Source organism: Microvirgula sp. AG722 (assembly GCF_003269145.1).
Classification (GTDB): Bacteria; Pseudomonadota; Gammaproteobacteria; order Burkholderiales; family Aquaspirillaceae; genus Microvirgula; species Microvirgula aerodenitrificans.
Genome location: NZ_QLTJ01000012.1, coordinates 1 through 13484, shown reverse-complemented (window position 1 = coordinate 13484; position 13484 = coordinate 1). Strand labels below are relative to the sequence as shown.

At 66.8% G+C, this 13484-nt stretch carries 16 protein-coding genes; 11 read left to right on the top strand and 5 right to left on the bottom strand.

Annotated elements, in window-relative coordinates; translation table 11 throughout:
• Positions 1 to 34 precede the first annotated feature (34 nt).
• Together metW and DFO50_RS14045 are read right to left on the bottom strand one after the other, a co-directional pair.
• Positions 35 to 622, bottom strand: coding sequence for a methionine biosynthesis protein MetW (gene metW, locus DFO50_RS14050; RefSeq protein ID WP_028499307.1), 588 nt, complete (start codon positions 620 to 622; stop codon positions 35 to 37).
• Complete coding sequence (locus tag DFO50_RS14045) at positions 619 to 1761, bottom strand: homoserine O-acetyltransferase (RefSeq protein ID WP_028499308.1); 1143 nt, start codon at positions 1759 to 1761, stop codon at positions 619 to 621. The genes metW and DFO50_RS14045 overlap by 4 nt, the downstream gene beginning before the upstream one ends.
• A 132-nt stretch (positions 1762 to 1893) precedes the next feature.
• On the opposite strand from DFO50_RS14045, the gene DFO50_RS19410 reads away from it, so the two are divergent.
• On the top strand, positions 1894 to 2070 hold the full coding sequence (locus tag DFO50_RS19410) for a hypothetical protein (RefSeq protein WP_169735646.1): 177 nt from the start codon (positions 1894 to 1896) through the stop codon (positions 2068 to 2070).
• 57 nt (positions 2071 to 2127) lie between these two features.
• The gene (locus DFO50_RS14040; protein WP_028499309.1) at positions 2128 to 3060 is read left to right on the top strand and encodes a TIGR01212 family radical SAM protein; all 933 of its coding nucleotides are present in this window, start codon (positions 2128 to 2130) and stop codon (positions 3058 to 3060) included.
• Here the strand turns inward: DFO50_RS14040 and DFO50_RS14035 are convergent.
• Genes DFO50_RS14035 through DFO50_RS14025 form a run of 3 tightly spaced genes read right to left on the bottom strand, consistent with a single transcriptional unit; the run spans position 3039 to position 6099 of the window.
• Positions 3039 to 3740 carry an NleE/OspZ family T3SS effector cysteine methyltransferase gene (locus tag DFO50_RS14035; RefSeq protein WP_112692758.1) on the bottom strand — a complete coding sequence of 234 codons (702 nt, stop codon included), beginning with the start codon at positions 3738 to 3740 and terminating at the stop codon, positions 3039 to 3041. The two genes, DFO50_RS14040 and DFO50_RS14035, sit on opposite strands and share 22 nt — an antisense overlap.
• A 60-nt stretch (positions 3741 to 3800) precedes the next feature.
• A complete protein-coding gene (locus tag DFO50_RS14030) occupies positions 3801 to 4940 on the bottom strand; it encodes a class I SAM-dependent methyltransferase (RefSeq protein WP_028499310.1) in 1140 nt (379 codons plus the stop codon).
• A 49-nt stretch (positions 4941 to 4989) separates the two neighbouring features.
• Entirely contained in the window at positions 4990 to 6099 is a 1110-nt protein-coding gene (locus tag DFO50_RS14025; protein ID WP_028499311.1) for a VIT1/CCC1 transporter family protein, read from the bottom strand.
• 141 nt (positions 6100 to 6240) lie between these two features.
• Between DFO50_RS14025 and DFO50_RS14020 the strand changes: the two genes are divergently transcribed.
• The 9 genes from DFO50_RS14020 (at position 6241) to DFO50_RS13980 (ending at position 13258) form a co-directional block, all read left to right on the top strand.
• Positions 6241 to 6906 carry a MarC family NAAT transporter gene (locus DFO50_RS14020; protein ID WP_051528862.1) on the top strand — a complete coding sequence of 222 codons (666 nt, stop codon included), beginning with the start codon at positions 6241 to 6243 and terminating at the stop codon, positions 6904 to 6906.
• 88 nt (positions 6907 to 6994) lie between these two features.
• Positions 6995 to 7930 (top strand): protein-methionine-sulfoxide reductase catalytic subunit MsrP, encoded by a 936-nt coding sequence (gene msrP / locus DFO50_RS14015; protein ID WP_199489837.1) that lies wholly within the window; start codon positions 6995 to 6997, stop codon positions 7928 to 7930.
• The gene (locus DFO50_RS14010) at positions 7930 to 8547 is read left to right on the top strand and encodes a sulfite oxidase heme-binding subunit YedZ (RefSeq protein ID WP_233495270.1); all 618 of its coding nucleotides are present in this window, start codon (positions 7930 to 7932) and stop codon (positions 8545 to 8547) included. Before msrP ends, DFO50_RS14010 begins: the two co-directional genes overlap by 1 nt.
• Before the next feature lie 183 nt (positions 8548 to 8730).
• Positions 8731 to 8934: a hypothetical protein gene (locus DFO50_RS14005; protein ID WP_028499315.1), complete on the top strand. Its 204-nt coding sequence runs from the start codon at positions 8731 to 8733 to the stop codon at positions 8932 to 8934.
• Positions 8935 to 9018: 84 nt separating this feature from the next.
• Positions 9019 to 9711, top strand: coding sequence for a peptidoglycan DD-metalloendopeptidase family protein (locus DFO50_RS14000; RefSeq protein WP_028499316.1), 693 nt, complete (start codon positions 9019 to 9021; stop codon positions 9709 to 9711).
• 56 nt (positions 9712 to 9767) lie between these two features.
• Positions 9768 to 10409 carry a paraquat-inducible protein A gene (locus DFO50_RS13995; protein WP_051528864.1) on the top strand — a complete coding sequence of 214 codons (642 nt, stop codon included), beginning with the start codon at positions 9768 to 9770 and terminating at the stop codon, positions 10407 to 10409.
• On the top strand, positions 10406 to 11068 hold the full coding sequence (locus DFO50_RS13990) for a paraquat-inducible protein A (RefSeq protein ID WP_036385979.1): 663 nt from the start codon (positions 10406 to 10408) through the stop codon (positions 11066 to 11068). Before DFO50_RS13995 ends, DFO50_RS13990 begins: the two co-directional genes overlap by 4 nt.
• Positions 11052 to 12698 carry an intermembrane transport protein PqiB gene (locus DFO50_RS13985; protein ID WP_112692755.1) on the top strand — a complete coding sequence of 549 codons (1647 nt, stop codon included), beginning with the start codon at positions 11052 to 11054 and terminating at the stop codon, positions 12696 to 12698. The genes DFO50_RS13990 and DFO50_RS13985 overlap by 17 nt, the downstream gene beginning before the upstream one ends.
• Positions 12695 to 13258 carry a membrane integrity-associated transporter subunit PqiC gene (locus tag DFO50_RS13980; protein ID WP_107889171.1) on the top strand — a complete coding sequence of 188 codons (564 nt, stop codon included), beginning with the start codon at positions 12695 to 12697 and terminating at the stop codon, positions 13256 to 13258. The genes DFO50_RS13985 and DFO50_RS13980 overlap by 4 nt, the downstream gene beginning before the upstream one ends.
• Positions 13259 to 13484 lie beyond the last annotated feature (226 nt).

Below are 13484 nucleotides of genomic sequence, written 5' to 3'. Positions count from 1 at the left end.
TTGTGCCACGCTGCGGCGCCATGGCTGGCAGGGATCAGCTGCGGTCGCGCGCGATGCGGTAGAAGGCGAGGCTGCCGCGCAGGTTCGGCAGGAAGTGGATCTCCTTCTCGCCGTCCATGACCTTGCGTTCGGCGATGCGGATGCGGTTCTTTTCGCACAGTGCCTCGAAGTCACCGAGCATGCACCAGTGAATGTTCGGCGTGTCGTACCACTGGTACGGAATGGTCTCGGACACCGGCATGTGGCCACGGAAAATCTGCCAGCGGTTCTGCCAGTAGCCGAAGTTCGGGAAGGTCACGATCGCCTCGTGCGCGACGCGCAGCATGTCGATCAGGATGGCTTCGGTGTTCTTCATGGCCTGGATGGTCTGCGACAGCACGATGGTGTCGAAGGCGTCGTCGCCGAACTCCATCAGCCCTTCCTCGAGGTCGGCCTGGATCACGTTGACGTCGTTGCCGACGCTGGCGATGACATTGTTGACGTCGAAGTCGACACCGTAGCCGGTGACGCGCTTCTGCTTCAGCGCCGCCAGCAGGGTGCCGTCGCCGCAGCCGAGGTCGAGCACGCGGCTGTCGGCGGGCACCCAGTCGTAGATCTGGCGCAGGTCGGGGCGGAGGTTCATGCGTTCACCTCGCGGGCAACGTTGTTCAGGTAGGTACGCATCAGTTCCACATACGGTGGATCGAGCATCAGGAAGGCATCGTGGCCGTGTGCCGATTCGATTTCGGCGTAGGCGACGCGCTTGCCGGCGGCAACCAGCGCCTTGACCGTCTCGTGGCTGCGTTCGGGGCTGAAGCGCCAGTCGGACGTGAATGCGGCGACCAGGAAGCGGGCGCGGGCCGGCTTCAGTGCGGCCACCAGGTCGCCCTGGTGGCTGGCAGCCGGATCGAAGTAGTCCAGCGCCTTGGTCATCAGCAGATAGGTGTTGGCGTCGAAGTAGTCGGAGAACTTGTCGCCCTGGTAGCGCAGATAGCTCTCGATCTCGAATTCGACATCGTAGCCATACTGGTATTCGCCGCTGCGCAGCATGCGGCCGAACTTGGCACCCATGCCGTCGTCGCTCAGATAGGTGATGTGGCCGAGCATGCGCGCCAGCCGCAGCCCGCGGCGCGGGACCACGCCGTGGGCGTAGAAATCACCACCGTGGAAATCCGGGTCGGTCAGGATCGCCTGGCGGGCGACGTCGTTGAACGCGATGTTCTGCGCGCTGAGCCGGGGCGCCGAGGCGATGACCAGCGCATGGGCGATGCGGTCCGGATAGGCCAGCGACCACTGCAGTGCCTGCATGCCGCCGAGGCTGCCACCGATCACTGCCGCCCAGCGCTCGATGCCGAGCCGGTCGGCCAGCCTGGCCTGGGTACACACCCAGTCCGGCACGGTCATCACCGGAAAGCGCGAGCCGAATGGCTGGCCGCTGGCCGGGTCGATGCTCGACGGTCCGGTCGAGCCGTGGCAGCCACCGAGGTTGTTGACGCCGACCACGAAGAAGCGGCGGGTATCGATCGGCTTGCCGGGCCCGACCATGTTGTCCCACCAGCCTGCCGCCTTGTCGTCCGGATGGTAGCGGCCGGCAACGTGGTGGTGCCCCGACAGCGCGTGGCAGATCAGGATGGCGTTGCTGTGGTCGGCGTTCAGTTCGCCGTAGGTCTCGAAACACAGGGTATAGCGGTCGAGCTGGCTGCCGGATGCGAGGGCAAGCGGGGTATCGAAGTGCGCAGTCTGCGCTTCGACCAGACCGACGGAGTCGGGTGCGGAGGTCATGGGGGTCAGGGCGGGGATGACAGTCGTGTACGATTATGCCACGCGAGGGCGGCGTGGCGACGACGGTCGCGCTTGCCCGGTGCCGGCCGCACGCCGACAATCGCCGCTCCTGTCGCCTGCCCGTGGAAACCGATGCTCGGCCGCCTGTTCAAGTTCTTCGTGTTCGCCTTTGTCCTGCTGGCGCTGTACCAGTGGCTGTTTTCGCGCGAACAGCGCAAGAGCTTCCGCGAATGGGCGGTGACGCTGGCGCAGGCGCTGGTCATCTCGTCCGGACTGATTGCCATCCTGTACTGGCTGGGCTGGCACTGACAGCATTGACGACGGGCAAGGGGACATCGGGCCGTCCCCGGTAGACTCTGTCCCCCTATGCAACTTGATCATCTCGTCCATACCCTCGGACACCATCTGAAACGCCGTTTCGGCGAGCGGGTGCACAAACTGGCGCTGAACGCCGACTTTACCTGCCCGAACCGCGACGGCACGCTCGGCCGCGGCGGCTGCACATTCTGCAATGTGCGTGCGTTCAGCCGTGCTGCCACCCTGCCGCTGGACCAGCAACTGGAACAGGGCAAGCTCGACGCCGACCGCGCGCGCAAATACCTCGCCTATTTCCAGGCCTATACCAATACCTATGCCGAAGTGTCGGTACTGCGCGAGATGTACGAAACCGCGCTGCGCTCGGCCGATGTGGTTGGCCTGTGCGTCGGCACCCGGCCCGACTGCGTACCGGACGCTGCACTCGACCTGCTGGCCGGCTATCGCGACCGCGGCGCCGAAGTGTGGCTGGAACTCGGTCTGCAGAGCGCATTCGACGCGACGCTGGAACGGGTCAATCGCGGGCACGGCTTTGCCGCCTACCGCGACGCGGTGACCCGGGCGCATGTGCGCGGCCTGCAGGTCTGCACCCATCTGATTGTCGGCCTGCCGGGCGAAACGGCGACCATGTGCCGGATCACGCTGGACCAGGTGCTGGATGCCGGCGTCGAGGGCATCAAGCTGCATCCGCTGCATATCGTGCGCGGCAGCCGCATGGCCGCACAGTTCCGTCGCGGCGAGCTGGCCCCGGTCGGTTTCGACGATTACGTGACCATTGCCGCCGACCTGATTCGCGCCACGCCGGCCGACGTGGTGTTCCACCGCGTGTCGGCAACGGCCAAACGCGACGTGCTGCTGGCACCGGACTGGTGTGCGGAACGCTGGCCGTCGATGCAGGCGATCGCCGACAACCTGGCACGCCACGGCGGGCAGGGCACGACACTGGGCCAGCCGTGGGCGCCTCAGCCGGTACCCGTGTCCTGAGGGGGCTGGCCCAGCGTGTCGAGGTGCTTCAGGTAGGCGTCGATTGACGCGTCGGTGTAGTGCAGGATCTCGCCCATGGCCCGGGCCACGACTTTCTCCGAGGCAATCGCCTTCTCTGCCGCGCTGCCGGTCATCGACCGCATGACTTCCTGTTTCTGCCGGTACAGCTCGATAAAGCGCCGGGCAAAGCTTTCCCCCTGTTCGGCATCCCGCCGGTAGATGACCACGATCAGCAGGGTGTCGGTGCTCTCCCTGGGAAAAACGAAGGCACCGATCCGGTCGAGCGTCAGTATGGCGTGCAGGACCGGAGAGAACAGCGTGGGGACGGAGAACTGTCCCATCGGCCGCAGGCCGGCCAGCACCGTCTGCCAGCTGGTTTCGGCGCAGTTGGCTTCGCCGGGGTCCAGCCGCCGGAACTGGCAGTGGGGGGTGTACCAGCGCGCCATGTCTTGCTCGATACGCGGCCGCTGGTAGAAGTAAACCGGCAGCAATCGCGCTTCCAGCCGGGTATTGCCGGTAGCGAAGACCCTGTCGGGCACGGTCAGTGGCGCGGCCATGGCCGCGTCCCAGTTGGCCGGGTGGCAGGCGTGTCTGACCCGGTCCAGCAGTGGCAACGCATGCGGGTGATCGCGCCACCCGGTCAGGACGGTGGAATAGGGGGAGACATTGCCGGCATGCATCGGGGGCTCCCATGGCTTGGTGGCATGGCCCCCGATCTTTCCCGCGCGTGCCGCCGATGTCTAATCCGGCTGCGGCGGCTGTGGCGCCAGCCGCCACAGCGAGGTGATTTCCGCGGCGCGCGCAGCATGTAGCGGGTCGTTGTCGTCACTGGCGCGCGGGTGGCGCGGACGGATGTCGTGCCGGTCGATCACGGTCAGTCCGGCCGCGTCGATCATCGCCAGCAGCGCCTCGCGCGTGCGCAGTCCCAGGTGTTCGGCCAGGTCGGACAGGATCAGCCAGCCTTCGCCGCCGGGCGTCAGATGGTCGGCCAGTCCGGCCAGGAAGGCGCGCAGCATGCGGCTGTCCGGGTCGTAGACCGCGTATTCGATCGGTGAACTCGGCCGCGCCGGCACCCAGGGCGGGTTGCACACCACCAGCGGTGCGCGACCCGGCGGGAACAGGTCGGCTTCGATCACCTCGACCTGGTGGTCGACGCCGAGCCGGGCGAGGTTGTCGCGGGCGCAGGCCAGCGCGCGCGGGTCCTGATCGGTGGCAATGATGCGCGCGACGCCGCGTTGCGCCAGTACGGCCGCGAGTACGCCGGTGCCGGTGCCGATGTCGAAGGCCAGCGAGGTGTCCGGCAGCGGTGTGCCGGCAACCAGATCGACATACTCGCCGCGCAGCGGCGAGAACACGCCGTAGTACGGATGGATGCGGGCACCGAGTACCGGAATTTCCACCCCTTTCTTGCGCCATTCATGAGCGCCGACCATGCCCTGCAGCTCGCGCAGCGACATCACATAGGCGTCGTCGGCCGGCCCGCAGGCTTCCTGGCAGGCAGCGCGCACATCGGGCGCGCGGCGCAGCGGCAACTGGTGGCCGGCCTCGAACGGCAGCAGCAGCATGCCCAGCGTGCGGGCGCGCTGCGACTGGGCCTGCCGGTGCAGATGGAAGGCATCGGCGGCTGACGCGGCCGTCTTGCGCGGCTTGCGGTCGGCGCGGCGCGCCATGGCCTGCAGCAACTGGCGCGCGTTGTGGAAGTCGCCGCGCCACAGCAGCGCCGTACCTTCGCAGGCCAGGCGGTAGGCAAGGTCGGCCGGGGTCTGGTCGTCGACGACCTGCACGCGTTTCGGTGCCGGCGTCCCGCCTTCGGCGCGCCAGCGTGCGCTGTGTGCTTCGCCGTTCTCGGTCCAGTGGATCTGCGGGGGGTGTTCGGTCACGGTGTCGGGCTTTTCTGCAGGCAATCGGGCCGCTATTGTAAGGCAGGCATCAGCCGGACAGGGATGCGCCCAGCACATGGCCGACGCCATAGGTGATGGCGGCGGCCAGGCCGGCGATCACGGTCTGGCGCAGCGCGGAGAACAGCGCCGAGCGGCCGTTGAACAGCGAAGTCAGCGCGCCGACCGCAAACAGCGCCAGTGCGCTGAGCACGGCGCTGCCGATCAGGGCCGCCATGCCGTCGAGCAGGGTGAACGGCAGGATCGGCATCAGCGCGCCGAGGGAGAACAGCGCCAGCGACAGACCGGCTGCGCGCCACGGCCGGCCGCCGAGTTCCTTCGGGTCGATGCCGAGTTCCTCGCGCGCCATGGCGTCCAGCGCCGTGTCCTTGTCCGCCATCAGCGTGCCGGCAATGCGCTCGGCCTCGTCCTTCGGCAGCCCCTTGGCGCGGTAGATCAGTGCCAGTTCGTGCCGTTCCGCTTCCGGCGTCTGTTCGATCTCGGCGGCTTCCTTGCCCAGTTGCGAGCTGGCCAGTTCGCGGGCATTGGTGACCGACAGCCATTCGCCCAGTGCCATCGACAGTGCGCCGGCGATCAGACCGGCGCAGCCGGTCAGCAGCACCGACGACGGGCTGGCCGAAGCGCCGGCCACCCCCATCACCAGGCAGAAGTTCGATACCAGACCATCGTTGACGCCGAGTATGGCCGCCCGCAGGTCATTGCCGGAGGCCAGCCCGCGGTGCCACGGCTCGGCGCCGGCAATGGCCGGTCCGCCATCGGCCACGGCCTGAATGACGGCGGCGTGGCCGCGCTCTTCCGACGACAGCGCGGCGGCATCCGGCTGGCCGGCGTACTTGTTGCGGTCGGCGTACTCGGCGGCGGCGATGCTGGAGATGACGAAGGCCGGTCCGAACCAGTGGATCAGCCGCCGCATCAGCCGGGTCCTGAAGTCCTGGCGATGCGGGCGCGGCGTCAGGCCGGCGCCTTCCAGCCGCCGGCGCCAGACCTCGGCATGGCGCCGCTCGGCCTGTGCCAGCTGGGCGAAGATGTCCTTCCGCCCCGGGTCGCGTTCGGCCGCGGCCAGGGCGTCGTACATGGCGGCACTGTTGAGCTCGTCGTGCCAGTTGTCGAGCAGGCGCCGATGTTGGGAATCCGGTTTCATGAGTCTTGATTTGAGTGGGCAATATCGTGGCCGATACCCCGTAGAGTAGGGGGAAATGGCGGCGGATGGCATCCCGGGGGAAAACCGATTTCCCCTCCGGGCGTTAGCCGCTATCCTGCCTGCTCGCTGTGGAGCTTTTCGATGCTGCTGTCCTCGTTGTCTGCCTTTGTTTTTGCCACGGTGATCGGCCTGCTGCCGATTATCAACCCGCTGTCGACCACGGCGCTGCTGCTGGCCATCACCCACGACCTGACACCGGCCGAGCGCAAGCGGCAGGTGACGCTGGCGTGCGCCTATCAGGTCGGCATCCTGACCACTTTCCTGCTCGCCGGCGAGCTGATCATGACTACCTTCGGCATCTCCATTCCCGGGCTGCAGATCGCCGGGGGACTGGTGGTCAGCTTTATCGGTTTCCGCATGCTGTTTCCCGACGAGCAGCCGCTGCCGCGCAAGGTGCACGAGGAAGCGCGCGCCAAGCCGGATGTCGCCTTCACCCCGCTGGCCATGCCGATGCTGGCCGGCCCCGGTTCGATCGCGGTGGTGATCGGCATGTCGTCGTCGATTCGCGACCTGTCGCGCGGCGCGATGTGGATGGGCTTCGTGTCGGTCATCATCGGCATCCTGATCACGTCGGTGGTGTGCTGGCTGACGCTGCGCAGCGCCGGCTGGGTACAGCGTACGCTGGGCACCGGCGGCGTCAGCGCAGTTGGACGGATCATGGGGTTTCTGCTGATCTGCCTCGGCGTGCAGTTCATCATCAATGGCATCAGCAGTGTGGTTCACGGCTTCTCGACAACGCTGATCTGAGCCTTCTGCGGGCGGGCGTGAACGATGGTTGCCGCAGAAGGTCCACGACAGGGTATTGTCCGTTTTCGTCCCGGTGCCGGAGGTTGCCATGTCACTGATCCGTATCGATGATCCATCCGTGCCGCCCGCGTCGGAGATCACGCCGCAGGCGTGCTATCTCGATCGCCGTCGCCTGATGGCGACCGGGCTGGCGGCATCCGCCGGCCTGCTGTGGCCGGGGCTGGCTGCGGCAGCGCCCCTGTCCGGTACGCCGGGCCGCTATTCGACCAGCGAGGCGAAAACCCCGCTCGACGACATCACCCGCTACAACAACTTCTACGAGTTCGGCGCCGACAAGGGCGACCCGGCCCGCAACGCCGGTCACTTCAAGCCCCGGCCATGGGCGGTCGAGGTCGGCGGCTTCGTCGACCGGCCGCGCACCTTCTCGCTCGACGAGATCCTGAAGCTGGCGCCGCTGGAGGAACGCATCTACCGGCTGCGCTGTGTCGAAGGCTGGTCGATGGTGATTCCGTGGCTGGGCTTTCCGCTGTCGGCGCTGCTGAAGCAGGTCGGGCCGCAGTCGCGCGGCAAGTTCGTCGAGTTCGTCACCGTGTCGCGTCCGGCCGAGATGCCGGGGCAGCGGATGCCGCTGCTCGACTGGCCATACCGGGAAGGCTTGCGTATCGACGAGGCCATGCACCCGCTGGCCATCCTTGCCGTCGGCCTGTACGGCGAGACGCTGCCAAACCAGAACGGCGCACCGGTACGGCTGGTGGTGCCGTGGAAATACGGCTTCAAGAGCATCAAGTCCATCGTGAAGATCAATCTGGTCGAGCGTTCGCCGCAGACCAGCTGGATGAAGTCCGCGCCGGACGAATACGGCTTTTTCTCCAATGTGAACCCGGACGTCGATCACCCGCGCTGGAGCCAGGCGACCGAACGGCGCATCGGCGAGCTGTTCAAGCGCAAGACGCTGCCGTTCAACGGCTATGGCGAGCAGGTGGCCGGGCTGTATCGCGGGCTCGACCTGCGCAAATGGTTCTGATGCGCCGCCACTGGCCGCCTGCGCCCGCCCGGCTCAAGGCGCTGCTGTTCGCGCTGTGCCTGCTGCCGCTGGCCTCCATCGTCTGGCGGCTGCTGCTCGGCCACCAGACCAACCCGGTCGAGTTCCTCACCCGGGAAACCGGCTGGTGGACGCTGACCATGCTGATGATCACCCTGGCGGTAACGCCGCTGCGCCGGCTGAGCGGCTGGAACGCGGTGATCCGGTTGCGGCGCATGCTGGGGCTGTTCGCCTTTTTCTATGTGTCGCTGCATTTCCTGACCTATCTGTGGCTGGACCAGATGTTCGACCCGTTCACCATCGTCCATGACGTGGTCAAGCGGCCGTTCATTACGGTCGGCTTCGCCGCCTTCGCCATGCTGGTGCCGCTGGCGCTGACTTCGACCGATGGCTGGATGCGCCGGCTCCGGCGGCGCTGGGGGCAATTGCACCGCCTGGTCTACCCGATCGCCATCGCCGGGGTCGTGCACTTCTGGTGGCTGGTCAAGGCGGACATTCGCGAACCGGCGCTGTTCGCTGCCGTGCTCGGCCTGCTGCTGGGCGTCCGCCTGCACTGGCGCTGGCGGCGCTGGCGGCAATCGGTGGCGGGACCGGTGTAACGGCGACGCCACAGTGCGGCCACTGGCCGCCGCCGCGGGGTGAGCCGGCGCGGGGCCGGATCAAGAAAGGCCCAGATCGTCATGGACTTGCGGTTGCGGCGATGCAACAGCCATGCTATTAAAGTCGTCGCTGTACAGCCGCCGCATCTGAACGAAATTGTTGCCTTTTACAAGGAAACGTTCATGAACCGAAGCACCGGTTATAGCTCGCTGAATACGGCCTCCCTCAAGGAAATCGAGCAGACCACGGGGTTCTCGCTCGGGCCGTGGCGCGAACGCTTCATGCATCGTCCGATTACCCGGACGGACCGCAAGCAGGCAGAGGCCCGCCGCTTTCACGAAGACCTGGACGCGCTGCTCGACGCCGTTTACGGCAAGCGCGATTAGCAACCGCCCTGCCGGACCCGCCACGGTCCGGCATCACACTGCGCGCATCCGGCCATGGCGCCGGCTGATGTTAGAATCCGCCGCATGCGCTTTCTTTCCTCGGCCCTGCTCGCCTGCCTTCTTGCTGCCTGCGGCACAACCGGCTCCAGCCAGCCGGTCGCCGCCGGCTACTATCGGGTCAAATCCGGCGACACGCTGTACCGCATTGCCGTCAATCACGGCCGCAGTGTCGGTGAGCTGACCCGCTGGAATGGCCTGGGCGATGCCTCGCGCATCGAAACCGGGCAGGTGCTGCGGGTTTCGCCGCCAACCGGCGCTTCCCGCCCGTCCGGCGGTACGGCATCGAAACCGTCGACGACAAAACCTGCACCGAAACCGTCAAGGATACCGCCGCCGGCCGAGCCCGCGCCGGCATCGGGCATCAGTCTGGCCTGGCCGGCCAAAGGGCAACTGGTCGGTCGTTTTGACGGCAGCAGCAACAAGGGTATCGACATCGCCGGTGCCGCCGGCGACCCGGTCTATGCGGCAGCGGCCGGCAAGGTGGTGTACGTCGGGCGCGGCATCCGCAGCTACGGCAATCTGCTGATCATCAAGCACAACAACGACTACATTTCCGCCTATGCGCACAACCAGACCCTGATCGCGCGGGAAGGGCAGTCGGTGCGCAAGGGGCAGAAGATCGCGACCATGGGCGATACCGCCAGCAACCGGGTCAAGCTGCATTTCGAGCTGCGCCTGCGCGGCAAGGCGGTGGACCCGCTGCCATACCTGGACTGACGCCGACGCCGGCGTGACGTATTCTTGAAGCTGTTTCTTCCTGCAGGAGAGAGGCGTTGCCTGATGCTCGCGTCGACCTGCCTTCCCTGAACGCCGGCGACAATATCGTCGCCTGCCACGAGTGCGACCTGGTACAGCGGCTGCACTATCCACCGCGTTCGCGCGTGGTGCGCTGCGCCCGCTGTGGCGGCGTGCTGCTGCGGCATGACCCGAACGAGATCTCCCGCACCCTGGCGCTGGCGCTGGCATCGATGATCATGTTCATCGTGGCCAATGCCTTCCCGATCGTGGCCATCGACATGCAGGGCAATACCACGGCCAGCAGTCTGGCCAGCGCCGTTCGCCATCTGTGGCTGGACCGGATGTATCTGGTCGCCATCCTGGTGGCGGTCACCACCATCGTCGCCCCGGCCGGCATTCTCGGCATGCTGGTCTATGTCCTCGGTGCGGTCAGGCTTGGCCTGCGCCCGCCGGCCGCACCGCAGGTGCTGCGCTGGCTGCACCTGTCGCGGCCATGGGGGATGATCGAGGTGTTCCTGCTCGGCGTGCTGGTCTCGGTGGTCAAGCTGACCCACTACGCCAGCGTGATGCCCGGCCTGTCGCTGTGGGCGCTGCTGCTGCTGATCCCGATGATGGCCGGCATGTCGGCGTCGTTTCATCCCGACGCGATCTGGCGCCGGCTGGGGAGCCTGCGGTGACGGTGTGGCGCACGGCGCGACAGCGCGGATTGGCCAGCTGCCATGCCTGCGGTTTGCTGTCACGGCTGCCGGCCGACGGACACGGCCATTGCCCGCGCTGCGATGCGATGCTGCACGTGCGCAAGCCGGCCAGCCTGGCACGCGCGTGGGCGCTGCTGCTGGCGGCAATGATCCTGTATATCCCGGCCAATGCGCTGCCGATCATGATTACCGGCTCCATCGTCGGCGTGCAGGCCGATACCATTCTCAGCGGCGTGGTCTACCTGTGGATCAGCGGCTCCTGGCCGCTGGCGCTGCTGGTGTTCTTCGCCAGCATCATGGTGCCACTGCTGAAAATGATCGCGCTGACGCTGCTGCTGATCACCACCCAGCGTCGCTCGACCTGGCTGCCGCAGCAGCGGCTGAAGCTGTACCGGCTGGTCGAGTTCGTCGGCCGCTGGTCGATGCTCGACATCTATGTCGTCGCCATTCTGGCCGCGCTGGTGCAGATCCAGTCGCTGGCTTCCATCAATCCCGGGCCGGGCGCCGTCGCTTTTGCGGCGGTGGTGGTGCTGACCATGCTCTCGGCCCTGAGCTTCGATCCCCGCCTGATCTGGGATCCGCTCGATGATCAACCGGATGTGGATCGTCCCGGAGAACCGCATGTCGCAAAACCCTGAGCAGGACGCACTGGATGCGCTGCCCGTCGCCAGCGAGGACCCGCCGAAAAAGCGCTCGCTGCAGCTGGTGTGGATCATTCCGCTGGTCGCCGCGCTGATCGGCGGCTGGCTGGCGGTCAAGTCGGTACTCGAGCGCGGACCGGTCATCACCATCACCCTGCTGTCCGCCGAAGGGCTGGAGGCCGGCAAGACCAAGATCAAGTACAAGGACGTCGATATCGGCGTGGTCAGCCATGTCGCGCTGTCACCCGACCGCAAGCATGTGGTCGCAACCGCGGACATGGCCAGGGACACTGACTCCATGCTGCTGAAGGACACCCGCTTCTGGGTGGTCAAGCCGCGTATCGGCGTCGGCGGCGTGTCCGGGCTTGGTACCCTGCTGTCCGGCGCCTATATCGGCATGGATATCGGCAAGTCGACCGAGGAGCGGCGGAACTTCGCCGGACTGGATGTGCCGCCGGTAGTGACCGGCGAGCTGCCGGGTCGCCAGTTCACGCTGTACACCACCGATATCGGCTCGCTGGGGGTCGGTTCGCCGGTCTATTTCCGTCGCATCCAGGTCGGGCAGGTCACGGCATTCCAGCTCGATGCCGACGGGCGCAGTGTCACCCTGCGCGTGTTCATCAACAGCCCGTACGAGAAATACGTGACCAGCAGCAGCCGCTTCTGGCAGGCGAGCGGGCTGGATGTCAGCATCGATGCCAACGGTGTAAAACTGCAGACCGAATCGCTGGCAGCCATCCTGGCCGGCGGTATCGCCTTCCAGGACGCCAGCGACCTGCCGGCCGGTCAGCCAGCGAAGGAAAACACCTCGTTCCGGCTGGCGGCGGACAAGGTGCAGGCGATGAAGACGCCGGATACCGATACCCGCACCTTCCTGATGTATTTCACCGAGAGCCTGCGCGGGCTGTCGGTCGGTGCGCCGCTGGACTTCCGCGGCATCGTCATCGGTGAGGTCAAGTCGATCGATCTCGAATACGACCCGAAGGGCCGAAAACTGCTGTTCCCGGTCGAGGTGGCGATTTACCCGCACCGGTTGCAGGCGCGCTATCGCCGGCCGCAGGATCAAAAACTGGCCGACTACTCCGAGGAACACCAGCGCAAGCTGCTGGATGCGATGGTCGAACACGGCTTCCGCGGCCAGTTGCGTACCGGCAACCTGCTGACCGGGCAGCTGTATATCGCGCTCGATTTCTTCCCGACCCTGCCGAAAACCACAATCGACTGGCGCCAGGAACCGCATGTACTGCCGACCACGCCGGGCAGCTTTGGCGAATTGCAGAACTCGGCCGCCAGCATCCTGAAGAAGATCGACAAGATCCCGTTCGACGAGATCAGCCGTGAGTTGCGCGTCGCCATTCGCGACCTGAACCGCGCCATCAACAGCAGCGACAAGCTGATCCGCCGCCTCGACGGCGAGGTCGCGCCGGAAGCGGCCGCCACGCTGGCCCAGGCGCGGCGGACGCTGGACACTGCCCAGGGCACGCTGGCGCAGGACGCACCGCTGCAGCAGGACCTGCGCGGCACGCTGCGCGAGGTTGGCCGCGCGGCGGAATCGCTGCGCAACCTGACCGATTACCTCGAGCGCAACCCCGAAGCGCTGCTGCGCGGAAAGGAAAAAGACCAATGAGACGCTCCGTTGTTCCGATGATGCTGGTGGCGGCGCTGGCCGCCTGCGCCTCGCCGAGCCCCCGTTTCTACAGCCTGGCCGACAGCTCGCTGCCGGCCGGCGCCTCCGCGTCGGCGCAGGTGAAGCTCGCACTGGTCGCGGTGACCGTGCCGGACGCCGTCGACCGGCCGCAGCTCGTCGTGCGCCAGGACGGCGCGCTGCGGATCATGGAGCAGCGGCGCTGGCTGCAGCCGCTGCGCAGCGATATCGCCATGGCACTGCGTGCCGATCTGGCGACGCGGCTGGGCATGGCCGTGGCGGGGCCGGGGCAGGCTGCAGGCCAGGAGGCGGTCTACCGGCTGACGGTGGATATCCAGCGTTTCGACTCGACGCTCGGGGGACCGGCGGCGCTGGAGGCGCTGTGGACCCTGACCCGTGCCGGGGGCGCGGCGGTCGACAGCGGCCGGGTCGCCCTGAGCGACCGTGCCGCCGACGGCAGTTATGACGCGCTGGTTGCGGCTCATGGCCGGATGCTGGCGGAACTGGCCACGCGTATCGCGGCAGCCGTACCGAAGTCCTGACAACGAGGGGTGAACACCATTGCGGGCGCCTTGTGGGCGCCCGCAATGGTGACCGGGGAGGCAGCCTACTTGCGCTGTCTGGCCTGCATTTCGCGGAACCATTTCGGATGGTGGCTGCGCGCCCAGCTGGCGGTGACCACGCCTTCGACCATGGCCCGGATCGTGCCCTTGACCCAGATTGCCGCATAGACGTGGATGATGATGCCGGCGATCAGGATCAGCGCCG

Excerpts from the sequence above, each read along its gene's own strand:
- metW (WP_028499307.1), bottom strand. The coding sequence starts at position 622 with ATGAACCTCCGCCCCGACCTGCGCCAGATCTACGACTGGGTGCCCGCC.
- DFO50_RS14045 (WP_028499308.1), bottom strand. The coding sequence starts at position 1,761 with ATGACCTCCGCACCCGACTCCGTCGGTCTGGTCGAAGCGCAGACTGCG.
- DFO50_RS19410 (WP_169735646.1), top strand. The coding sequence starts at position 1,894 with ATGCTCGGCCGCCTGTTCAAGTTCTTCGTGTTCGCCTTTGTCCTGCTG.
- DFO50_RS14040 (WP_028499309.1), top strand. The coding sequence starts at position 2,128 with ATGCAACTTGATCATCTCGTCCATACCCTCGGACACCATCTGAAACGC.
- DFO50_RS14035 (WP_112692758.1), bottom strand. The coding sequence starts at position 3,740 with ATGCATGCCGGCAATGTCTCCCCCTATTCCACCGTCCTGACCGGGTGG.
- DFO50_RS14025 (WP_028499311.1), bottom strand. The coding sequence starts at position 6,099 with ATGAAACCGGATTCCCAACATCGGCGCCTGCTCGACAACTGGCACGAC.
- DFO50_RS14020 (WP_051528862.1), top strand. The coding sequence starts at position 6,241 with ATGCTGCTGTCCTCGTTGTCTGCCTTTGTTTTTGCCACGGTGATCGGC.
- msrP (WP_199489837.1), top strand. The coding sequence starts at position 6,995 with ATGTCACTGATCCGTATCGATGATCCATCCGTGCCGCCCGCGTCGGAG.
- DFO50_RS14010 (WP_233495270.1), top strand. The coding sequence starts at position 7,930 with ATGCGCCGCCACTGGCCGCCTGCGCCCGCCCGGCTCAAGGCGCTGCTG.
- DFO50_RS14005 (WP_028499315.1), top strand. The coding sequence starts at position 8,731 with ATGAACCGAAGCACCGGTTATAGCTCGCTGAATACGGCCTCCCTCAAG.
- DFO50_RS14000 (WP_028499316.1), top strand. The coding sequence starts at position 9,019 with ATGCGCTTTCTTTCCTCGGCCCTGCTCGCCTGCCTTCTTGCTGCCTGC.
- DFO50_RS13985 (WP_112692755.1), top strand. The coding sequence starts at position 11,052 with ATGTCGCAAAACCCTGAGCAGGACGCACTGGATGCGCTGCCCGTCGCC.
- DFO50_RS13980 (WP_107889171.1), top strand. The coding sequence starts at position 12,695 with ATGAGACGCTCCGTTGTTCCGATGATGCTGGTGGCGGCGCTGGCCGCC.